This is a genomic window from Zunongwangia sp. (genome assembly GCF_048269745.1).
GTDB lineage: Bacteria > Bacteroidota > Bacteroidia > Flavobacteriales > Flavobacteriaceae > Zunongwangia.
Map to the genome: position 1 here is coordinate 39,175 of NZ_JBLXIB010000005.1, position 21,447 is coordinate 60,621.

18 protein-coding genes are annotated in these 21,447 nt (G+C 32.1%); 11 read left to right on the forward strand and 7 right to left on the reverse strand.

The window, feature by feature from the left end:
- Positions 1–6: 6 nt before the first annotated feature.
- Both ACN0WI_RS07770 and nhaC read right to left on the reverse strand, forming a co-directional pair.
- Entirely contained in the window at positions 7–645 is a 639-nt protein-coding gene (locus ACN0WI_RS07770; protein WP_417886102.1) for a peroxiredoxin, read from the reverse strand.
- A gap of 158 nt (positions 646–803) precedes the next feature.
- On the reverse strand, positions 804–2,294 hold the full coding sequence (gene nhaC / locus ACN0WI_RS07775; protein WP_417886103.1) for a Na+/H+ antiporter NhaC: 1,491 nt from the start codon (positions 2,292–2,294) through the stop codon (positions 804–806).
- A gap of 320 nt (positions 2,295–2,614) precedes the next feature.
- On the opposite strand from nhaC, the gene lpdA reads away from it, so the two are divergent.
- Both lpdA and ACN0WI_RS07785 read left to right on the forward strand, forming a co-directional pair.
- A complete protein-coding gene (gene lpdA / locus ACN0WI_RS07780; RefSeq protein WP_417886104.1) occupies positions 2,615–4,021 on the forward strand; it encodes a dihydrolipoyl dehydrogenase in 1,407 nt (468 codons plus the stop codon).
- A gap of 131 nt (positions 4,022–4,152) precedes the next feature.
- A complete protein-coding gene (locus ACN0WI_RS07785; RefSeq protein ID WP_417886106.1) occupies positions 4,153–5,358 on the forward strand; it encodes an ectonucleotide pyrophosphatase/phosphodiesterase in 1,206 nt (401 codons plus the stop codon).
- Between the two features lie 20 nt (positions 5,359–5,378).
- Here ACN0WI_RS07785 and ACN0WI_RS07790 read toward each other — a convergent pair whose 3' ends face one another.
- The 3 genes from ACN0WI_RS07790 to ACN0WI_RS07800 form a co-directional block, all read right to left on the reverse strand.
- Complete coding sequence (locus ACN0WI_RS07790; RefSeq protein WP_417886107.1) at positions 5,379–6,089, reverse strand: LytR/AlgR family response regulator transcription factor; 711 nt, start codon at positions 6,087–6,089, stop codon at positions 5,379–5,381.
- Between the two features lie 45 nt (positions 6,090–6,134).
- Positions 6,135–6,533: a hypothetical protein gene (locus ACN0WI_RS07795; protein ID WP_417886108.1), complete on the reverse strand. Its 399-nt coding sequence runs from the start codon at positions 6,531–6,533 to the stop codon at positions 6,135–6,137.
- 68 nt (positions 6,534–6,601) lie between these two features.
- On the reverse strand, positions 6,602–6,784 hold the full coding sequence (locus ACN0WI_RS07800) for a hypothetical protein (protein ID WP_417886110.1): 183 nt from the start codon (positions 6,782–6,784) through the stop codon (positions 6,602–6,604).
- 336 nt (positions 6,785–7,120) lie between these two features.
- Between ACN0WI_RS07800 and ACN0WI_RS07805 the strand changes: the two genes are divergently transcribed.
- Positions 7,121–8,185, forward strand: a complete 1,065-nt coding sequence (locus ACN0WI_RS07805; RefSeq protein ID WP_417886111.1) for a sensor histidine kinase — start codon at positions 7,121–7,123, stop codon at positions 8,183–8,185.
- Positions 8,186–8,248: 63 nt separating this feature from the next.
- Positions 8,249–8,647 carry a hypothetical protein gene (locus ACN0WI_RS07810; RefSeq protein ID WP_417886112.1) on the forward strand — a complete coding sequence of 133 codons (399 nt, stop codon included), beginning with the start codon at positions 8,249–8,251 and terminating at the stop codon, positions 8,645–8,647.
- A 312-nt stretch (positions 8,648–8,959) separates the two neighbouring features.
- On the opposite strand, the gene ACN0WI_RS07815 is transcribed toward ACN0WI_RS07810, so the two are convergent.
- On the reverse strand, positions 8,960–10,303 hold the full coding sequence (locus tag ACN0WI_RS07815; RefSeq protein ID WP_417886113.1) for a DEAD/DEAH box helicase: 1,344 nt from the start codon (positions 10,301–10,303) through the stop codon (positions 8,960–8,962).
- Between the two features lie 71 nt (positions 10,304–10,374).
- The gene (locus ACN0WI_RS07820; RefSeq protein WP_417886114.1) at positions 10,375–11,247 is read right to left on the reverse strand and encodes an aldose 1-epimerase family protein; all 873 of its coding nucleotides are present in this window, start codon (positions 11,245–11,247) and stop codon (positions 10,375–10,377) included.
- Between the two features lie 163 nt (positions 11,248–11,410).
- Here ACN0WI_RS07820 and ACN0WI_RS07825 point away from each other — a divergent pair, with 163 nt between their 5' ends.
- The 7 genes from ACN0WI_RS07825 (at position 11,411) to ACN0WI_RS07855 (ending at position 21,401) form a co-directional block, all read left to right on the forward strand.
- Positions 11,411–11,944: an NADPH-dependent FMN reductase gene (locus tag ACN0WI_RS07825; RefSeq protein ID WP_417886115.1), complete on the forward strand. Its 534-nt coding sequence runs from the start codon at positions 11,411–11,413 to the stop codon at positions 11,942–11,944.
- 5 nt (positions 11,945–11,949) lie between these two features.
- Positions 11,950–13,257 carry an aminodeoxychorismate synthase component I gene (pabB, locus tag ACN0WI_RS07830; protein ID WP_417886116.1) on the forward strand — a complete coding sequence of 436 codons (1,308 nt, stop codon included), beginning with the start codon at positions 11,950–11,952 and terminating at the stop codon, positions 13,255–13,257.
- A 59-nt stretch (positions 13,258–13,316) separates the two neighbouring features.
- Positions 13,317–14,630 carry a tRNA lysidine(34) synthetase TilS gene (tilS, locus tag ACN0WI_RS07835; protein WP_417886117.1) on the forward strand — a complete coding sequence of 438 codons (1,314 nt, stop codon included), beginning with the start codon at positions 13,317–13,319 and terminating at the stop codon, positions 14,628–14,630.
- Between the two features lie 254 nt (positions 14,631–14,884).
- Positions 14,885–16,738, forward strand: a complete 1,854-nt coding sequence (locus ACN0WI_RS07840; protein WP_417886118.1) for a CocE/NonD family hydrolase — start codon at positions 14,885–14,887, stop codon at positions 16,736–16,738.
- A 3-nt stretch (positions 16,739–16,741) separates the two neighbouring features.
- Positions 16,742–18,556, forward strand: coding sequence for a DUF885 domain-containing protein (locus ACN0WI_RS07845; RefSeq protein WP_417886119.1), 1,815 nt, complete (start codon positions 16,742–16,744; stop codon positions 18,554–18,556).
- A gap of 10 nt (positions 18,557–18,566) precedes the next feature.
- Complete coding sequence (locus ACN0WI_RS07850; RefSeq protein ID WP_417886121.1) at positions 18,567–19,550, forward strand: aldose epimerase family protein; 984 nt, start codon at positions 18,567–18,569, stop codon at positions 19,548–19,550.
- Between the two features lie 174 nt (positions 19,551–19,724).
- Positions 19,725–21,401 carry a sodium/sugar symporter gene (locus ACN0WI_RS07855; RefSeq protein WP_417886122.1) on the forward strand — a complete coding sequence of 559 codons (1,677 nt, stop codon included), beginning with the start codon at positions 19,725–19,727 and terminating at the stop codon, positions 21,399–21,401.
- The last annotated feature ends 46 nt before the right edge of the window (positions 21,402–21,447 follow it).

The window sequence follows — 21,447 nt, forward strand, 5'->3', positions numbered from 1 at the left end:
TATTTTTTAGTTAGCGCTTAAATAATCAGCAACACCTTTTCTGTCGGCTTTCATAGCTTCTTTTCCATCTTCCCAATTAGCTGGACAAACTTCACCGTTTTTTTGTACGTGAGTATATGCATCTACTAAGCGTAAAAATTCTTTTACATTACGACCTAAAGGCATATGGTTTACACCTTCGTGAAATACAGTACCTTCTTCATCAATTAGGTATGTAGCTCTATAAGTAACATTGTCTCCTTCTAAAGTTACTTCTCCTGTTTCCTCATCATAATTTTCTTCAGTAATGTCTAAAATACCAAGACGAGAACTTAAGTTACGATTAGAGTCTGCAAGAATTGGATATGTAACACCTTCAATTCCACCTTCATCTTTAGAAGTGTTTAACCAAGCAAAATGAACTTCAGGAGTATCGCAAGATGCACCAACTACCATTACGTTACGTTCTTCAAATTCTTTAAGCGCATCTTGAAATGCATGTAACTCGGTAGGACAAACAAAAGTGAAATCTTTTGGATACCAGAATAATAAAACTTTTTTGTTGTTTTTCTGAGCCTCTTCTAAAATGTTTACTTTGAAAGTGTCTCCCAAATCGTTCATTGCATTAACACTTAAATTTGGAAATTTTTTTCCTACGATAGACATATGCTTATATTTTTGTTGATTATTAATTTAAATTTCTATAGCAAATATACCGACGAAGCTATGTTTAACCATAGAAATCGAATTTTTTAAATTTATACTGTGATAAATTTAAATTATAGTCTTATTGTTTTTGAATAAATTAACTTTATTTTAAAATATTAAGCTGTTTCAACTTCGTTAGTAGAAAGTTCTCTTATTTTAATTCGGAAGGCAGCGAATAATAGCGTCATAAAAGGGCTCAAATAGTTAAAGAAACAATAAATAGCATACGAAGCTACCGGAACTCCTAATACCCCACTATGATAAGCTCCACAAGTGTTCCAAGGGATTAATACAGAGGTAACTGTTCCGGAATCTTCTAAAGTTCTACTCAAGTTTTCAGGAGCTAAACCTTTATCGCGATAGGCTTTTGCAAACATTTTTCCTGGAACAACAATAGCTAAATATTGGTCGGAAGCAGTAAAGTTTAAAGCCAAACAGCTAAATACTGTGCTGGCAAAAAGTCCGAATACTGTTTGAAATAAATTAAGTAATGCTTTACTAATTCTAGCTAGTGCACCAATAGCATCCATAATTCCGCCAAAAACCATAGCACAAATTATCAACCAAATAGTCCCTAACATTCCTTGCATACCACTAGATGAAAATAAATCGTTTAAGGCTTCGGATTCCGTATTTATAGAAGCTCCAATTGTAATAGAGTCCATAATACCTCGATATGCATTTACAAAATTAAGTTTTTCAGCTCCACTAATAGACAATACAATTTCTGGTTGAGCAATTATAGCAGCTATAGCTCCTAGTAAAGTACCAATTAGTAATGCAATTAAAGGAGAGGTTTTGCGAACAATTAAGAAGATGACTATAGCAGGAATCAAAAATAGCCAAGGAGATATATTAAATGAATGATTAATAGCATTTAAAATAGAAGAAGTGTCTGTAGAACCTGTGGTTTCTAAATTTAACCCAATTATTATAAAAGCAAGAATAGTAACGATAATTGTCGGTACAGTAGTAATTGCCATATATTTTATATGGGTAAATAAATCGGTTCCTGCCATTGCAGGTGCCAAATTTGTGGTGTCACTAAGTGGAGACATTTTATCACCAAAATACGCACCAGAAAGTATTGCTCCAGCTGTCATTCCTAATGGAATACCTAATGCATCTGCAATCCCTATTAACGCAATGCCAACAGTAGCAGAAGTAGTCCAGCTGCTTCCTGTAGCTACTGAAATAACAGAACAAATAACAACGGTAGCAGCAAGAAAAATAGTAGGATTTAAAATTTGTAACCCATAATAAATCATAGTAGGTATTATCCCACTTATAAGCCAAGTTCCGGCTAAAGCACCAACCATTAATAAAATTAAAATAGCGCCTGCGGTACTCTGAATATTTTTAGCTACTTCATCAATCATGGTGTCAAACTTCACCTTATTAAAATAGCCTACAATTGCCGCAACAGCCCCACCTAAGAGTAAAATAAACTGATTCGACCCATCAAGAGCTAAGTCTCCATAAACCACCAGTACATTAAAACCAAGCATTATGATAAGAGCAAACACGGGGATGAGTGCCTCTAGAATACTTAATTCTCTTTTTTTAGTTATATTTTCATTTTCGGTTGGATTGTTCGGGTTGTCCATTAAAAATTATAAAAGTTAGGGTATGTTTAAAAAAGTCATCTTAGAATACTAAAAATGTATTTAGCTATCTTAGGATTAAGTTTTAGATCGTAATGTTACGATTTTAAGGCATAGTATGCAAAAAAATGATCGATTGGTTGCTTGTGTTCAATGTATATTATTTTGTGAATCAGGTAAATGTTTATTGAAAATATAATAAAATTGAGAGATTGCTTTGAATTATTAAAACTATATAAAGGTTTTTATGAAAAATTGTCCATTCCTAGAATAGTCGTACTTTTGTAGATAGCGGAATTAAAATTCATTAAAAAAATATAATTATGAGTACATATGATGTTGCAGTTATAGGTTCTGGCCCTGGTGGATATGTGGCAGCCATACGCTGCGCTCAACTGGGAATGAAGACTGCAATCATAGAAAAATATTCTACTCTGGGTGGAACTTGTCTTAATGTTGGTTGTATTCCAAGTAAAGCATTGCTAGATTCTTCACATCATTATCATGATGCTATAAAGCATTTTGAAGAACACGGGATTGAAATTTCAGGAGACGTAAAAGTAAATCTTGAAAAAATGATGGAGCGTAAATCTGCTGTAGTTAGTCAAACTTGTGACGGTGTAAAGTTCTTAATGGACAAAAATAAGATTGATGTTTTTGAAGGAATTGGTTCTTTTAAAGATAAAACTCATATCAATATTGAAAAGAATGACGGAGAAACCGAAACTATTGAAGCTAAAAAAACAATTATAGCAACGGGTAGTAAACCGGCTAATCTTCCGTTTATTGACTTAGATAAAGAGCGTGTAATTACATCAACAGAAGCTTTAAAACTAAAAGAAATTCCAAAACATTTAATTGTTATTGGAGGTGGTGTAATTGGTCTTGAATTAGGTCAGGTTTATAAACGACTTGGGGCTGAGGTTTCTGTAGTAGAGTTTATGGATCGAATTATACCAACTATGGATAGTGCGCTTTCAAAAGAACTTACTAAAGTACTTAAAAAGCAAGGTGTGAAGTTCTACACTAAAACAAAAGTAAAATCTGTTTCGCGTAATGGAGATGAAATTATTGTAAAAGCAGATGATAAAAAAGATAAAGAAGTAGAACTAAAAGGAGATTATTGTTTAGTTTCTGTAGGACGTCGCCCTTTTACAGATGGTCTTAATGCCGATGCTGCTGGATTAGCTTTAGATGATAAAGGACGAATTAAAGTAAACGAGCATTTACAAACTAATGTAGAAAATATTTACGCGATAGGTGATGTAGTAGAAGGTGTAATGCTTGCGCACAAAGCTGAAGAAGAAGGAACTTTTGTTGCTGAAACTATTGCTGGGCAAAAGCCACATATTGATTATAACTTGATTCCTGGTGTTGTTTATACTTGGCCAGAAGTAGCATCTGTAGGAAAAACTGAAGAGCAATTGAAAGAAGAAGGAATAAAATACAAAGAAGGAAAATTCCCTATGCGTGCCTTAGGTCGTTCTAGAGCAAGTGGTGACATAGACGGAATGATCAAAATTCTTGCGGATGAGAAGACAGATGAGGTTCTTGGTGTGCATATGATTGGTGCACGAACAGCCGATCTTATTGCTGAAGCTGTTACAGCAATGGAATTTAGAGCTTCTGCCGAGGATATTGCAAGGATGAGCCATGCGCATCCAACTTATGCTGAAGCCGTAAAAGAAGCTGCATTAGCAGCAACAGATAATCGAGCTTTACATATATAAAAGCTTTTTAATATAGTTTACATCCGCTATTTGCAAATTTCCAGATAGCGGATTTTTTTATGAAAATAAAGATTTAATAAAGTAGTAGTTATAGAGATACTGTAATTTTGTAGTATTAATAATACACAAACATGAAACGCTTTTTATTTTTAACAATTCTATTTTTACAATTTTTTCAAGGATTCTCACAGCAGTCAGAACCGGGTTATCTGCTATTAGTTTCATTTGATGGTTTTCGTCATGATTATGTAGAAAAATACGATGCTAAGAATTTTAAGGAATTTATTAAAGAGGGTAGTGCTGCAAAAAGTTTAATTCCTGGTTTCCCAAGTAAAACTTTTCCGAATCATTATAGTATTGTAACAGGTTTATATCCTGGTAATCATGGTTTGGTAGCTAATGCTTTTTACGATAGTATAAAGAATACAACATATAGAATTAATAAGCGAGAATTAGTAGAAGATCCTTTCTATTACGGTGGTACACCACTTTGGCAATTAACTCAGCAAAATAATTATAAATCAGCTTCTTATTTTTGGGTAGGTTCTGAAGCCCCCATACAAGGAAGTTTCCCGGATTATTATTTAAAATATGATGGTAGTGTTCCTAATAAAAAACGAATACGTAAGGTTATAAAATGGTTCCAGTTACCAGAAAAAGAGCGCCCACATTTTGTGTCGCTTTATTTTTCAATGGTCGATTCAGAAGGGCATAGAAGCGGACCAAATTCAAAAGCTTTAGCTTCAAAAGTAAAAGAAGCCGACAGATTAGTTGGGTTTTTAATGAAGAAATTAAAAAAGCTAGATGTTCCCGTAGATGTAATTATTACTTCAGATCACGGAATGAAAGAAATAAAAACTAAAACGCATAGTATAGACCTTGAACCAGTATTAAAAACAATTCCGAAAACTGCAACAGTAGTACCTGGAATAATAACTCAAATTTATCTACCGGAAAATAAAATTGAAGAAACCTATTCTACATTGAAGTCTCTAGAGACTCATTTTAAGGTATATAAAAAAGGACAGATGCCTAAAAAGTGGCACTATAATAACAATTATCGAATTGGTGACGTAGTAGTACTTGCAGATCCTGGTTATATTTTCAATGACCGAGATATAGCTGAGACTATAGGTGTTCATGGCTACGACCCATTTGAATCTGAAGATATGCATGGTATTTTATACGCTAAGGGACCACATATTCAGCAAGGAAAACTGATAGAAAGTATCGAAAATGTAAATATTTACCCGTTAATTACTAAGATTTTAGGATTTGAAAATCCTAAAATTGATGGTAATTTTTCAAATATTGAAGAATTTTATAAAGCCGAATAAATTGATTTTTAAATTCAAAATCAATGATATTCGGCTAGTTTTTCTAATACTTGTTCTTTAAAACTTCGGCTTATAGGGATCGATTTTTGCTGAATAACCAATTGATCGTTGGTATATGATTCAATTTTATCTATTGAGATAATAAAAGATCGATGTGTTCGTATAAATTTTGATTTCGGTAATTTTTCTTCAATAGCAGTAATGGTTTCTCTGGTTATTTTGGTATCCGTTAAAAGATGAATTTTTAAATAATCGGAATAACTTTCAATAAAAAGTAGTTCGTTAAAATTGATTTTCACCATTTTGCGATCTATTTTTACAAAAATAAATTCTGACTCTTTTTCTGGTATTATAATGGTTTCTTTTTCAGCATGATTTTTCCGGTAATTATTGATCGCATCTAATAAGCGTTCAAAAGAAATAGGTTTCAATAAATAATCAACGGCATGTAAATTGAATCCTTCTAAAGCATATTCTCGATAAGCAGTGGTGAAAATAATTTGTATGTTTTTATTGATTGATTTCGCAAACGAAATTCCTGAAATCTCTGGCATGTTAATATCCAGAAAAATAAGCTGAACATTTTCTCTACTAATTATATTAAAAGCATCAGTAGCACTTGTACATCTCTCTAGAATAGAAACATCGTCTATTTTAGATAGATGATTTTCTAAAATATCCAGTGCAACGGGTTCATCGTCTACGATAATACAATTAATAGGTGCCGCCATTTATTTATAATTAATGCTTAAAATTAACGAATTTCAGTAGTAATTTTACTTTTTTATGGCTGTTAAAATAATGATTCCCAGCCTGCCAACTAGAAAAGTTACAGTGCCAAAAATAATAGTGAGTAAAGTTACTTTTAATCCACCAGCCAGCATTTCGGTAGAAACATTTCCCCAGGATTCTATCGCATCGAACATTTGTATTAAACCAAGAAACTGAAAAAGAAGTCCGCTTACCAAAGCAAATAAACCTACGTGATGAATTAAACTGAGCGTTTTTTTGAAAAGATGATCCTGTGATAATTTTATAGCAGCAAAAATTATTAGTCCAATAGTAAGTAAAAAGCAAATTAGAATTGTCCACATAGCGAAAGGACCACCTTCGTTAATTCTATCTCCTAATTGAGAGAATAATCCAGGATTTTGATAAAGTAGTACAAAGTTCATAATATTAAGTTTTAGATATAATTAGTTTTATTTGTTTGGTATTTCTAGATAAGTTTTGATAATCTCAATTAAAGGTTGAATATTGGAGCCAGAATAAGCTCTAAAATTAAATGTAATTGCCGATCTGAATTTTGGAATATACAGCCATTGCACAGAACACCATCTATATCGCCATCGTGACCGTATACGGTTAATCCATTAAATGCATCAACCGAAATTCCCATTCCCATATTCTCTATAGGAGTTGTCATTAGTTGCAAGCTTTTTTCTCATAATAATCTATTTTATTTATAATTATTGGTTTAAGAAGTCATTTTAATAACTCCATCTTAAAGTTGATGGTGTAAATTTATGAGCATTAAGGCTTCAAAAAATCACTTTGCGATAGATGACAAGATTTTACTGCTTTTCTACATAAACAACATATTTTTTAAAGTTTTTATCGCTAAACTTGTAGAAAACCGTTTGTTTTCTGTATTTAATCGCAGAAATCTTTTTGCCAAGCTGAATTTTAGCAATTTTATGAGCTGATGGTTAGAATGAATTATTGAATACCGTCTAAAAATTCTGTTGAATTTAGATAAATCATGAAGTTGAAACTTCTTATAGGTAGTTTGAAAAAAGTAATCCAACACAGCTTATTTTGGATAGCAGTGCTATTTTTTTATGCGTTCTTTTTTGCAGTTAAAGATTCAGATTTGTGGATTTCAACTAAATTTTCTTTGGCATTAATGCCCGTAACCATTGCTACAACCTACACGTTTTCTTCTGTTATTATTCCTAGGTATTTATCCACGCGGAGGTATTTTTTATTGGGACTATATTCCTTTTATACATTAGTCATTTCAGCTTCGCTACTTATTTTTTCAGCGTTTTATGGATATTTACTAACATTTGGATTAGAGTGGGGTGGAAGTTATCCGGTTTCAAAAGGTTTAGCTTTTATATTTTTTGCAGTTTATTTGGTAATTGCTTTAGGCTGCGGATTAAGCCTTACCAAATCTTATTTTAAAACTTTAAATAATAATGAAGAATTAAAAAATACTTTGCTAGAAAATGAATTACAACTGAAAATTCAGGAATTACAATACCTGAAAATGCAAATCCATCCGCATTTTTTATTCAATACACTAAATACTATTTATGGTTTAGCGCTTACCAAAAAAGATTCGGCACCTGGAATAATCTTAAAATTAGCTGATTTGCTAGATTATATTTTATACGAAACACAAAAAAATAAGGTGCTACTGCGACGGGAAATTCAGCATTTAGAAGATTATATCGAATTAGAAAAAATACGTTTTGGAGATCGATTATATACAGAAATTGCTATTGCTGAATTTCCACCAAATATCGAGATTCCGCCGATGCTTTTCTTACCGTTTTTAGAAAATTCATTTAAACACGGGAAAGCTTCTGAAGGAATTTTAGAAATTGAAATGACACTTCAAATTATCGAAAATCAATTGATTTTTTTCTTGAAGAATTCGATTCCGAAACAAAAAGAAATTTTAGATCGAAACTCAGGAATTGGCTTAGAAAACATCCGGAAGCGCTTAGCATATAGTTACGGTGAAAATTACAATTTAAATATTGAAAAAGGGACTGATTTTTTTACTATTTCTCTTAGAATACCAATTAATAATCAATAATTAGGCGCAACCTTTCGAATAAAAAATCATCTAATTAAAAAATAGACCATCAAAAATTAATAAATGAAAACAATGAAAACAATGAAAACAATGAAAACAAAATTACTGGTATTACTATCATTATTTATTATCTTCTCTTGTTCTGATAATGATGATGATGTTGAAATTCAAACAAATCAAGTAAATATCCGATTAGCCAATAATAGTGAGGTGAAATTTGAAAATGTAACTTATAACAATGTAAATTTTGGCGATATTCAACCTGGGGAAAAAACGGAATATAAAATATTTGAAGATCAATATAGTTATGGTCAAGTTGATATTACAATAAATGGAGAGAAATATGGTTGGATACCGGTTGACTATGTTGGAGAAGAATTATTAGATGATGGAAATTATACATTTGAATATAATTTTAATGTAGAAGAAAAAGAGTTGACAGATGAGTTGATTAAAGATTAATCAGTCTGTATTGTACTAAAAAATTAATGAATATAAACTCTAAATATAATATATATAGGTAACTTTTTAGAAATTAAAAAATTATGATTTTTTGTAAGATAAGATTTATTACTTTTAGCTAATTATTCTAACGATTAGAAATTATGGCAAAAGAAAAGTCACCATCTAAAAATTCGGCTAAAAAAGAACCGGTTTTAAGTCTTAAAGAGAAGAGAGCAGCAAAAGCTGCAAAGAAGAAAAACAGAAGTTAGTAAGCTTTTAAAAAATCAATTTAATCTATAAAAGAAAAAGGAGCAAATATTGCTCCTTTTTTTATTTTTTACTTCTTCTGTTGGCATTTTTATCGCCTCGAGTTTTAGGTTTCTTATATTTTTTTGCAATTTCTCTACGATACGAACCGCCAAGATTTACTTTTTTGTTTTTTTCTTTTTTCTCGTGAAAAGCAGGTCCTGCTTCATCAAGAGTTTTATTAGGATTATTAATCTCGATTTCTCGAGGTTTTTCTTCAGGAATTAAGTCTGTAGAAATTTCAACTTCAGCAGGAATTTCCATTTTAGGAATTTCCATTTTCATTAACTCTTCAATGGCTTGTAAGTTTTCTTTCTCAGCTTCAGTCGTAAATAATAAAGAAGTACCTTTTTTTTCTGCACGACCTGTTCTACCAATTCTATGCATGTAATTTTCTGGATACTGTGGTGTATCAAAATTTACTACATGAGAGATGTTTTCAAGATCAATACCTCTAGAAATAACATCGGTAGCAATAAGAATTCGTGTTATATCTTTATCAAAATCGCTTACGTTTTTTAATCGGTGATTTTGGCTCTTACCTGTATGTACTAAACTAATTTCTTCAGAAAATTTCTCATCTAATTTATCGTATAATCGGTCTGCAATACGTTTATCGCCAATAAAAATTAGAATTTTTTTATACATTTCTTTATCTGCTAGTATATGCAGTAAAAGATTTGTTTTGGTGTTAAAATTAGCAATTCTATAAGCTTGTTGCGCTATGTTTTCTAATGGAGTTCCGCTTACAGCTACAGAAATTTTTTCAGGAGATTTAAAGTTTACATAAATCATATCCTCTACAATTTCCGTCATTGTAGCCGAAAACATAATATTTTGCCGGTTAGGAGGAAGTATTTCAATAATATTATTTACCTGAAATTTAAATCCAAGATCTAGCATTACATCTACTTCATCAATCACAAATTTCTGAATCGATTTTAGTTGTACGGCTCTTCTAAGTACTAAATCATACAATCGTCTAGGTGTTGCTACTAAAACATCAAGCCCTTGTATTACATCTAGATGTTGTGTATTAATATTTACTCCTCCATAAATACCGGCAACTCGTATATTGATGTATTTTGTTAGTTTCTCTATTTCCTCAACCACCTGGACCACCAATTCTCGTGTAGGTACCATAATAAGAATGCGAGGGTTTTTTTGTTCTGAATATTTCAGCATTCTTAAAAGAGGCAACAGGTAAGCAAACGTTTTTCCGGTTCCGGTTTGTGCTATTCCAACAACATCTTTACCAGACATAATTGCTGGGAAAGCCTGCTTTTGAATAGGCGTAGGATTCTGGAAGTTAAGATCTTCCAGCGCGTTACGTAGCGGAGTATTTAAATTTAGGTCTTGAAAACTCACAGTGAGGGATTTATTTTTTGCAAAGGTAGGTTATGAAAGTCAAATTTTTGCTTCTTTTTACCTTATAAATATTAAGCAATGCTTATTTTATAGCTGGCACTAAAATCTTTTTCCGAACCAAGAGTTATAATCCCTTCTTTAGTTTCGATGTTTTGATTGGTACCTTCAACATCTGCAATTCCTAACCAGGGTTCTATACAAACATAAGGAGCGCCCGGTTTTGCCCAAACTCCTAAGTTTTTAAAATCTTTATATGAAACGCTTAAAATTTCACCATGCTTATTGCTTTTTAACACTACATTTTTAGAAGGAATATCTTTAAAAATTAAAGCATCCTCATTAAAAAGATCTTTGGAGAGCTTAATTTTAGAATCATTTTCAGTAATCGTTTTGGTTTCATTGCTTACCAATCCGCTTTCTGCTAAAATATAAGATTCTAGGCTAAGCTTTTGGTCGAATTCTAAATAATAATCTTCGTAAGCTTCATTATCAAAAAGCGGAGCATTAAAGGCAGGGTGGCCACCTACTTGAAAATACATAGTTTGGTTATCTAAATTTTTAACGAGATGGGTAACTTCAATAGTTTTTCCGTTAAGCGTAAATGTTAACTCAAATTCAAATTTAAACGGATATATTTTTGATAATTCTTCCGAGCTTTTCAAAATAAAAGTAATTGAAGTTTTAGTTTGGTTTTTTACTTCCAGATTATCATTATTTCTTATAAAACCATGTTTTGGCATATCGTAAAGGCTGCCTTTAAATTTATATTGCCCATCTTTTAAAACCCCGATTATCGGGAATAGGTTAGGAGCGTGGCTTCCCCAAATTTCAGGATTAGCTTGCCATATATATTCTTTGTTATTTTCTAGATTCTTAATACTGCAAAGTTCTACGCCTTTTTGTTGTATTCCAACATGTAGTTGCTTGTTTTTTAATGTATACATAGTTATTGGTGAGTTTAGAAGATAAATATAAAACCTCTTTTTGGTTATTAAGAAATATAAAACTATAAATATTTCTTATATCTAGTATAAAATGTTTCTTTTTAAAGCAATGTTCAAAACCTCATTAAAACAGTATATTTGAGTAGATTAAAAAAATTAAATAATGAAACGTATTTTAGGATTCGCAGGATCTAATAGCAGTAAATCTATAAATGCACAATTAGTGGCTAATTTGTTAAATCGATTATCTTCTGATTTTGAAACACAACAAATTGATATTCGTGATTTCGAATTACCATTTTATGGAGAAGATCTAGAAAATGAAAAAGGAATCCCGCAGAAAGCACAAGAATTTGCGGCGGAAATTGAAAAAAATGATGCACTTGTTATTGCAATTAACGAGCACAATGGTAGTCTTTCGGCAGTTTTTAAAAACTTAATTGACTGGGTATCTAGGCATAATCGTGGTTTTTTGAACAATAAAAAAATATTTTTAGTAGCAGCCTCTCCTGGTGGTAGTGGTGCAGCTTCAGCTATGGCATATGCTAAAACGGCTTTTAAGATTTTTGGTGGAGACGTTGTGGAAACATTAAGTTTTCCAGTTTTTTACGATAATTTTAAAGAAGGAGAAATTACCAATCCTGAAATAGAATCTGAAATTACTTCAAAATTAAATACTTTTGCGCAACAAATTTAATTAGCGTGCGCACAAAAGCGATATTTGATATTTCAGACCCCCTTTTATTTAAACAACAACTTCTTTCATGGGCATCCTCATGTGAGGAGTTGGTTTGGTTAGATAGCAATAAATATCCCGATAAATACCAGCAATACGATGCAATTTTAGCCATAAATGCTTTTACGGCAATTAAAACCGATACTGTTGAGGCTTTCGATAAATTAAAAGAGTATCAGCAAACTACAGCCGATTGGATTTTTGGTTATCTTTCTTACGATTTAAAGAATGATACCGAAAAATTAACAAGCAAAAACCATGATAGTTTAAAATTTCCTGAGCTCTATTTTTTTCAGCCTCAAAAATTATTTTTACTAAAAGAGAATAAGCTCGAAGTACAATATTTACGAATGGTAGATGATGAAATCGATTTTGATTTTACTGAAATTAACGAGATTGTTATTGCTGAAAAAGTTCCTGAAATTCAACAAAAAACAATTAGCATTCAATCTCGACTTTCTAAAGAGGACTACTTATATAAAGTTACAGAAATGCTACAGCATATCCATCGGGGCGATATTTACGAAGCTAATTTTTGCCAAGAGTTTTATGCTGAAAATATTGTATTAAATCCGTTCCATATTTTTACGGAATTAAATGAAATTTCAAATCCACCCTTTGCTAGTTTTCTAAAATTAGAAGATTACTATGCGATGTGCGCTTCTCCTGAAAGGTATATTCAGAAAAAGGGAGATACTATAATTTCTCAACCTATTAAAGGAACAGCAGCTAGAAATACCGATCCTAAAATTGATGTTGACAATGCTCAAAACCTCTCTGAAGACATAAAAGAGCGTTCCGAAAATATAATGATTGCCGATTTGGTACGAAACGATCTTTCTAAAATTGCAAAGAAGGGAAGCGTAAAAGTAGAAAGGCTTTGTGAAGTACATTCTTTTAAACAAGTACATCAGCTAATTTCTACAATTTCAGCGGAACTTCGAGAAGAGTTTGCGGCTGTTGAGGTTTTAAAAAGCACGTTCCCTATGGGGAGTATGACGGGTGCTCCGAAAATTTCAGCAATGCAAATTATCGAAGATTTAGAAGAAACAAAACGTGGTTTGTACAGTGGTGCTATTGGATATTTTACGCCGGAAGCTGACTTCGATTTTAATGTTGTAATACGCAGTATTCTTTATAATGAGGATCGTAAATACGCGTCTTTCTCGGTAGGTGGTGCTATTACTGCACAATCTAATCCTGAGAGTGAATACGAAGAATGTATGGTAAAAGCTAGTGCTATGCGGCAGGTTTTGGGAAAATTTAGTGATTAATTTATGTAAAAGCGGTTCGTTTAAAATCAAAAGAAGCCGATTTTTGTATCTTTGGGGTTATGGAAAAATCCTTTCGAAGTCATATAAAATCAGCTTTTCCTTATTTAGTAAATTCCAAATTAGTTATAGCTGTAAGCGGTGGTGTAGATAGTATGGTTTTATTACACTTGTGTAAAAAAATCAATTTAAATATTATTATTGCGCATTGTAATTTCAATTTAAGAGATAAAGAGAGTGATGGAGACGAGGAATTTGTTGTAAGTAATGCCAAAAAATTAGATATTCCCATCCATATTCAGCATTTTAATACAAGTTTATTTGCTGAAAAGCATAAGCTTTCTATACAGATGGCAGCTCGAGAATTGCGTTATCGTTGGTTTGAAGAATTGCGTATTTCAGAAGATGCCGATTATATTTTAACAGCGCATCATGCTAACGATTCATTAGAAACATTTCTTATAAATTTAGTGAGAAGTACCGGGCCGGAAGGTTTGGCCGGAATTAAAGCTGAAAATGATAAAATTTTACGACCTTTTTTGAAATTTAGCCGGCAAGAGATTCAGCAATACGCTATCGAGAACCAGATTTTATGGAGAGAAGATAGTAGCAACGCATCAACAAAATATCTTCGGAATAAAATACGGCATCAAGTAATACCGCTATTGGAAGAAATGAATCCGCAATTTTTAAAAGGATTTGAAAATACACAAACTTACCTAAAAGAGCAATTAGATTTAGTTGAAGATTATACTGAGATAATTTTTAGAAAAGCAGTAACACGTAATGATTACGGCTATTCTTTAGATATTGCGATGCTGAAGCGTTTACCGCATACTAAAGCTTTATTATACCAATTGCTTAAAGATTTTGGTTTTACCGAATGGAACGATGTAGAAAATTTATTAGATGCGCAATCCGGAAAAATAGTTTTTTCTGCTACACACCGGTTAATAAAAGATCGTGATTATTTATTGTTAACGGAAATTACAGCTCCAGATGCTAATAAAACTTACGAAATAACCGAAAAAGATAGCCATATTATGTTTTCTGGTGGCGCTTTGCATTTTGAGTATGTTTCTGAAATACGAGAAATAGGAAAAGATTGTATTTATGTAAATCCGGAAAAATTGAGCTACCCATTACAATTGCGGCATCGAAAAAAAGGCGATTATTTTTATCCTTTTGGAATGAAAAATCGAAAAAAAGTAAGCGATTTTTTTAAAGATCAAAAAATGTCGTTACCCGAAAAAGAAAGTACTTGGCTTTTATGTTCTAAAGATACAATTGTTTGGGTGGTAACTAGGCGTGCAGATAACCGATTTGCAATAACTAATTCCGACAAGCCTATTTTAAAAATATCATTTGTGAGCTAAGCCTATTTTTTATCAGATTAACCTGTAATAATTAAAACTGTAAATCAATTGAAGATACTCTAATTAAACCAGTGATTTTTGTGTTAAAATACTAATTAATTTTGGAGCTTGTTTTTTCTTTTTTAAAGAATCTAAGGTCTGAAATTTTACAGAAGGTTTCTATAAAACATTTTCAAACTTGAAATGATAAAAATCCTTTACTGTTCTAGGCGTAATTTCTATCTTTAGAGCTTTAAAATACATTTAATTATATTATGAAGATAAATCTCCAATCAATTTCATTTATTATATTATTTTTCACAATCTCAATTTCAGTGGCTCAAGTCAGTCATTCTTTCGATATTCGAGATCATTACACAAAAAAGGAAGTGGATATAAAAATGAGAGATGGAGTAAAACTTCATACTACTATTTATTCTCCTACAGATACTTCTAAAGAATATCCAATAATTATGCAACGTACGCCATATAGTTCAAGACCTTATGGAGAAGGACAAATGCGTTCGCAAATAGGCCCAAATCCATATTTAATGGAAGAAGGAAACATAATTGTATACCAAGATGTACGAGGCCGATGGATGAGTGAAGGGAAATATGATAATATGCGGGCTTATATTCCTAATAAAAAAGGAGACGAAATAGATGAATCTAGCGATACTTACGATACCATTGATTGGTTGGTTAAAAATGTAGCTAATAACAATGGTAATGTTGGGATGTGGGGAATCTCGTATCCTGGATTTTATGCTGTATATTCACTAGTAGATTCACACCCAGCTTTAAAAGCAGTGTCTCCACAGGCAGGAATTTCAGATTTCTTTTTTGATGATTTTCATCATAATGGGGCTTATTTGTTGAGCTACTGGAGAGTTACTGCTTTATTTGGCTATCAAAAAGATGCACCAACCACTTCTTCTTGGTATAGTTTACCTGAATTAGGGACCGAAGATCAATATCAATTTTTCTTAGACCATACGCCTTTAAGTTCTTTAGATGAATATTATAAAGAAGACAATGAGTTTTGGCAACAACTAAAAAATCATCCTAATTATGATGAATTTTGGCAATCTAGAGGAATTATTCAACATCTTAAAGATGTAAAACCAGCCGTAATGGTTGTTGGTGGATTATTTGATGCTGAAGATTTATATGGCCCTTTTAATGAATATAAAAAAATCGAAAAATCTAGTGACAATTATAATATCTTAGTTTATGGACCATGGAGCCATGGTGATTGGGCTAGAGAACAAGGTAGACAAGCTGTTGGGAATGTATATTTTGGAGATAGTATTTCTAGTGAATTTCAGAAGAATTACGAAACGCGATTTTTTAATCACTTTCTAAAACAAAATACCGATAAGCCTTTAAATTTAGCCGAAGCCCATATTTATGATACTGGAAAAAGAACGTGGAGAGATTATACAGAATGGCCTCCAAAAAATAGTTCTTCAAAAACATTGTACTTAGGCGATAATCAAGAATTAACAAACAAAGCTACCGATACAAAACAAGAGTTTATTAGCGATCCTAAAAAACCTGTTTCTTATAATGATGAAATTAAAACTGTTTTTACTCCTAGAGAGTATATGTCAGGAGATCAGCGTTTTGCAGCAAGACGTCCAGATGTTTTAGTTTACGAAACAGAAGCGTTAGATCAACCAATTACTATGGTTGGCGAAATTGAAGCTAATTTAAAAGTAGCTACAACAGGAACGGCTGCAGATTGGGTGGTAAAAGTGATTGATGTGTACCCACCTGATGCAGAAAATTATCCAGAAACAATGGATCATTTAAAAATGAGTAATTACCACATGATGGTGCGTAGTGAAGTGATGCGAGGACGTTTTAGAGATGATTTTTCTAAACCGAAACCTTTTACTGCAAATAAAAAAACAGCTGTAGATATTACTTTGCAAGCAGTGAATCATACTTTTGAGAAAGGGCATAAAATTCAAATTCAGATTCAGAGCACTTGGTTTCCGCTTATCGATTTAAATCCGCAAACTTATGTGGACAATATATTTAAAGCAAAAAAAGAAGATTTTCAGAAGCAAACACATACTGTTTTTGGAGATTCTTCAATTAAATTTTCAGTGTTAAAAGAATAGCCTATGAAAATTTGCCTGAAAAATATAAGCATAATCTTTATCATCTTCGGATTATTTTCTTGTAAGGAAGAAAGGAAAATCGATTATTCCAAAGCTGAATATTCAAAAATCCTGAATGATTATTTTGAAGAACAATTTGAAGTAGACGTTCAGAATTCGCCTATGATGCAGGCACGTTTAGGTCGAAAAACAAATTATGGAAAATGGGATAATTTTTCACATTTACGATATTCTAAAGAATTAGAACAAAATCGAGAGCGTTTAAAATATTTACAAAGTATAGATACTGATTCTTTAAATAAAGGAACCTTACTTAGTTATAAACTCTACCGAAAAAAAGTAGAAAATTCTATTGAAGATTACGATTACCGATTTTATAACTATCCCATAAACCAAATGTTTGGTTACCATTCATCGTTACCTGCTTTTTTAATAAATACCCATCGAATAGATTCTGTTGCTGATGCTAAAGCTTATATTTCAAGATTAAAAGGATTTAAAAAAGCTTTTAAACAGATTACAGAAGGTATCAAAATTAGAGAACATAATGGTATTGTACCTCCAAAATTTGTATTTGATAAAGTATTAGATGATTGCCGTAATCTTCTAAAAGGAAAGCCTTTTTATAAATCGGTAGAGCATAGTACGTTGTTAGCTGATTTTGAAACTAAAGTTGCTAAATTGTCTATACCGCAGTCAGAAAAAGATCAATTAATTAGTCAGGCCGAAAATGCTTTATTGAAATCTGTACAACCTGCATATAAATCTTTAATTGAAACTTTAGAAAGTCAGCAAAAAAGAGCTACAACAGATGATGGTGTTTGGAAGTTCCCCAAAGGAGAAGCTTTTTATAAGTTAGCTTTAAAGCGAACTACAACTACAAATTTAACTTCCGAAGAAATTCATCAATATGGATTAGATGAGGTATCTCGTATTCATTCAGAAATGAAAAAGATTATGGATGAAGTAAAATTTGAAGGCTCACTACAAGACTTTTTCGATTTTATGCGTACAAATGAAAGATTCTATTACCATAATACTCCAAAAGATAAAAAACAATATTTAACTGAAGCGAAATCGATAATCAATAAAATGCGAGGCAGTTTAGATCAGTTATTTAATACACAACCAAAAGCTAGACTTAAGGTAAAACAAGTTGAAGCATTTAGAGAACGAAGTGCTGGTAAAGCATTTTACCAACAGCCTGCTCCTGATGGAAGCAGACCAGGCATTTTTTATGTGAATTTATTTGACATGAAAAATATGCCGAACTATCAATTAGAGGCATTAGCTTATCACGAAGGAATTCCTGGGCATCATATGCAAATTGCAATAGCTCAAGAATTAAAAAATATTCCAAAATTCAGAAAATATGAAGGGTATGGCGCTTATGTAGAAGGCTGGGGACTGTATAGTGAATATATTCCAAAAGAAATAGGTTTCTATAAAGATCCTTATTCAGATTTTGGCCGATTATCGATGGAATTATGGAGAGCTTGCCGCTTAGTTGTAGATACTGGTATACATGCTAAAAAATGGTCTAGAGAAGATGCAATTGAATATTACCGAGAAAATACCCCAAATTCTGAAAACGACTGTATAAAAATGGTAGAGCGGCATATCGTAATGCCGGGGCAAGCAACTGCTTACAAAATAGGAATGAAAACCATTCTAGATTTAAGGAAGGAAGCAAAAGAAGCTTTAAAAGAGAATTTTGATATTAAAGAATTTCATGACGTTATTTTATTGGATGGCGCTTTACCGTTAAATACGCTTTCAGAAAATGTGCAACGTTGGATTAAGGAAAAATCAACCTAAATATATAATATTGGAACATATAGAACTTAAGACCGTCACCCTGGTCAACAAAGCAAGAACGGCACTAGAGATAACCAATTTTGGTGCAGCCATGGTGAGTCTAAAAATTTTGGATAAAAACCACAATCTAGTAAATGTGCTAGTTTCTCCAAAAGCTGAAGATTTACCATCTTCAAAAAATAAATCGTTTAATCGTTGTTTTGGTGCTTCAATCGGGCGATATGCCGGTAGAATATCAAACGGAACGTTTCAATTAGATGATAACACGTATTCTTTATATAATGAAAAAGGAGTTCATCTTCACGGAGGGGAAGAAGGGTTCCATCATAAATTTTGGGAAATTTTAGAAGAAACTCATTGTGAAAACCCATCAGTTAAACTAAAATATATCAGTAAAGATGGAGAAGAAAACTATCCGGGAACTTTAGAAGTAGTAGCTACTTATACTTTAACAGAGGATAATGATGTTGTTATTGAATATGAAGCAACAACCGATAAAAAAACGGTAGTAAATCTTACAAACCATTCTTACTTTAATTTAAATGGAGATGGAAGTGTTAGCGACCATTTTATGAGAGTTAATGCAGATAAAATTCTTGAAGTGGACGAGAAACAATTGCCAACTGGTAATTTGATGAATTTAAAAGGACATGCTAAAGATTTTGGTGAAAATCGGTTAATTGGGAATAGACCTGTAGACGATACTTTTGTTTTTAATAGCGACTCTGAAGAAATAGGAACGCAATTATTTGCACCATTAACCGGAATCAAATTGGATATGACAACCAATCAGCCAGGAGTCGTAGTCTATGTACCGGAAAGTTTACCTGAAGAATTAACCTATCAAACTCGAATTTCAGAGTATCCATCGGTTTGTTTTGAAGGTCAAAATTTTCCAGATTCTCCAAATTTTAGGAATTTTCCGTCTAGTGTATTAAATCCTAATGAAAAATACTACAACAAAATTTGCTTTTCTTTTTCTGTAAAAAAATGATACTTAGGTTTTCAGCGCAATTGATGTAGTAGTGTGATTAAAAAAAAGCTATAATTTTAAAGAAATTTTGTGAAAAAATCATTTCATTTGAGTCAAATCATTATTTTTATATTTTTTAACATAACAGTGTTTGCTTCATAATGAAGCATATTAATTTTATAAATCAGTCAATATATGGAATTTGAATTACTAGATATTATAGTATTCGTTGCGTACGCTTTGTTAATTATAGGTGTAGGTCTATGGGTATCTAGAGGAAAGGGAGACACTTCCGAAGATTATTTTTTAGCCAGTAAATCGTTACCTTGGTGGGCGATAGGGGCTTCTTTAATTGCTGCAAATATTTCTGCCGAGCAGTATATTGGTATGTCAGGTTCTGGTTTTGCGTTAGGTATAGCCATTGCTTCTTACGAATGGATGGCAGCATTAACTTTAATTATTGTAGGGAAATTTTTCTTGCCGGTTTTTATTGAAAAGAAATTATATACGATACCTGAATTTATTGAGGTTAGATATGGTAAAAATTTAAAAACAATTTTAGCTGTTTTCTGGATAGCTTTATTTGTTTTTGTAAACCTTACTTCTGTATTGTATTTAGGAGCTACAGCATTAGACACTATTATTGGTACTGGTGACGGTAGCATATTTATGGAGAGTATTATTGGTTTAGCTCTTTTTGCAGCTGCTTATTCTTTATATGGAGGTCTTTCTGCAGTAGCATGGACAGATGTTGTACAAGTAGTATTACTTGTTATTGGTGGATTAATAACAACTTATATTGCTTTAGAACACGTAGCTAGCGATGGAAATATTTTCCATGGTATGGTGGAAATTTACGAACAAGTTCCTGAGAAATTCTCTATGATTTTGGATAAAGGTGAAATTATAACACCTAATGGAAAAGATGCATGGTGGGATTTGCCAGGAATTGCAGTACTAGTTGGTGGTCTTTGGGTAGCTAACCTTTACTATTGGGGCTTTAACCAGTATATTATACAACGTACATTAGCCGCTAAAAGTTTGAAAGAATCACAAAAAGGTATTGTGATGGCGGGATTCTTAAAATTATTAATTCCTTTAATTACTGTTGTACCAGGAATTATTGCTTTTGTAATGAATGCAGATGTTAGTGGTGAAATAGTACAAGGAGTTGCTGATGCTTCTTTCTTTAGAGGAGATGGAACTATAATTAACGATAATGCAGCGCCTTGGTTAATTAAAGAGTTTGTGCCTGCGGGTCTTAAAGGTTTAGTATTAGCCGCTTTAGCAGCAGCTATTGTTTCTTCTTTAGCTTCTATGTTAAATAGTACAGCAACCATTTTTACAATGGATATTTATAAGCCTTATATTCAGAAAGGAAATTCTGAAAAAGGGCTAGTTAATGTTGGTCGTATTACAGCAAGTATTGCCCTAGTAATTGCTATTATTTTGGCACCACAATTAAAAAGTTTAGGACAGGTATTCCAATATATTCAAGAGTATACAGGAGTTGTAAGTCCTGGTATTTTAGCTGTATTCATGCTTGGTTTATTTTGGAAAAAAACCACAAACAAAGCAGCAATATGGGGTGTGTTAGTTTCAATTCCAATTGCACTTTATTTTAAAGTGGGACCTAACGGATGGGTAGAGTCTCCATTCTTTATTACTTGGCCATTTATGTACCAAATGATGGCAACATGGATCTTGACTATGTTGATTATGGTAGGTATTAGTTATGCTGAAACTGGAGGAAAAGATCAGGAAAAAGCAATTAAAATTACAAAAGGATTATTTAAAACAAGTCCAGTATTCAATATTGGTAGTTTTGCAATTATTTTAATTATAGCTATGCTATATGCAATGTTCTGGTAATTGTTTAATAATAGAATAACAATAAAAAAGCCCGAATTTTAATTCG

Coding starts and splice junctions, on each gene's coding strand:
- ACN0WI_RS07770 (WP_417886102.1), bottom strand. CDS start 645: ATGTCTATCGTAGGAAAAAAATTTCCAAATTTAAGTGTTAATGCAATG.
- nhaC (WP_417886103.1), bottom strand. CDS start 2,294: ATGGACAACCCGAACAATCCAACCGAAAATGAAAATATAACTAAAAAA.
- lpdA (WP_417886104.1), top strand. CDS start 2,615: ATGAGTACATATGATGTTGCAGTTATAGGTTCTGGCCCTGGTGGATAT.
- ACN0WI_RS07785 (WP_417886106.1), top strand. CDS start 4,153: ATGAAACGCTTTTTATTTTTAACAATTCTATTTTTACAATTTTTTCAA.
- ACN0WI_RS07790 (WP_417886107.1), bottom strand. CDS start 6,089: ATGGCGGCACCTATTAATTGTATTATCGTAGACGATGAACCCGTTGCA.
- ACN0WI_RS07795 (WP_417886108.1), bottom strand. CDS start 6,533: ATGAACTTTGTACTACTTTATCAAAATCCTGGATTATTCTCTCAATTA.
- ACN0WI_RS07800 (WP_417886110.1), bottom strand. CDS start 6,784: ATGACAACTCCTATAGAGAATATGGGAATGGGAATTTCGGTTGATGCA.
- ACN0WI_RS07805 (WP_417886111.1), top strand. CDS start 7,121: ATGAAGTTGAAACTTCTTATAGGTAGTTTGAAAAAAGTAATCCAACAC.
- ACN0WI_RS07810 (WP_417886112.1), top strand. CDS start 8,249: ATGAAAACAATGAAAACAATGAAAACAATGAAAACAAAATTACTGGTA.
- ACN0WI_RS07820 (WP_417886114.1), bottom strand. CDS start 11,247: ATGTATACATTAAAAAACAAGCAACTACATGTTGGAATACAACAAAAA.
- ACN0WI_RS07825 (WP_417886115.1), top strand. CDS start 11,411: ATGAAACGTATTTTAGGATTCGCAGGATCTAATAGCAGTAAATCTATA.
- tilS (WP_417886117.1), top strand. CDS start 13,317: ATGGAAAAATCCTTTCGAAGTCATATAAAATCAGCTTTTCCTTATTTA.
- ACN0WI_RS07840 (WP_417886118.1), top strand. CDS start 14,885: ATGAAGATAAATCTCCAATCAATTTCATTTATTATATTATTTTTCACA.
- ACN0WI_RS07845 (WP_417886119.1), top strand. CDS start 16,742: ATGAAAATTTGCCTGAAAAATATAAGCATAATCTTTATCATCTTCGGA.
- ACN0WI_RS07855 (WP_417886122.1), top strand. CDS start 19,725: ATGGAATTTGAATTACTAGATATTATAGTATTCGTTGCGTACGCTTTG.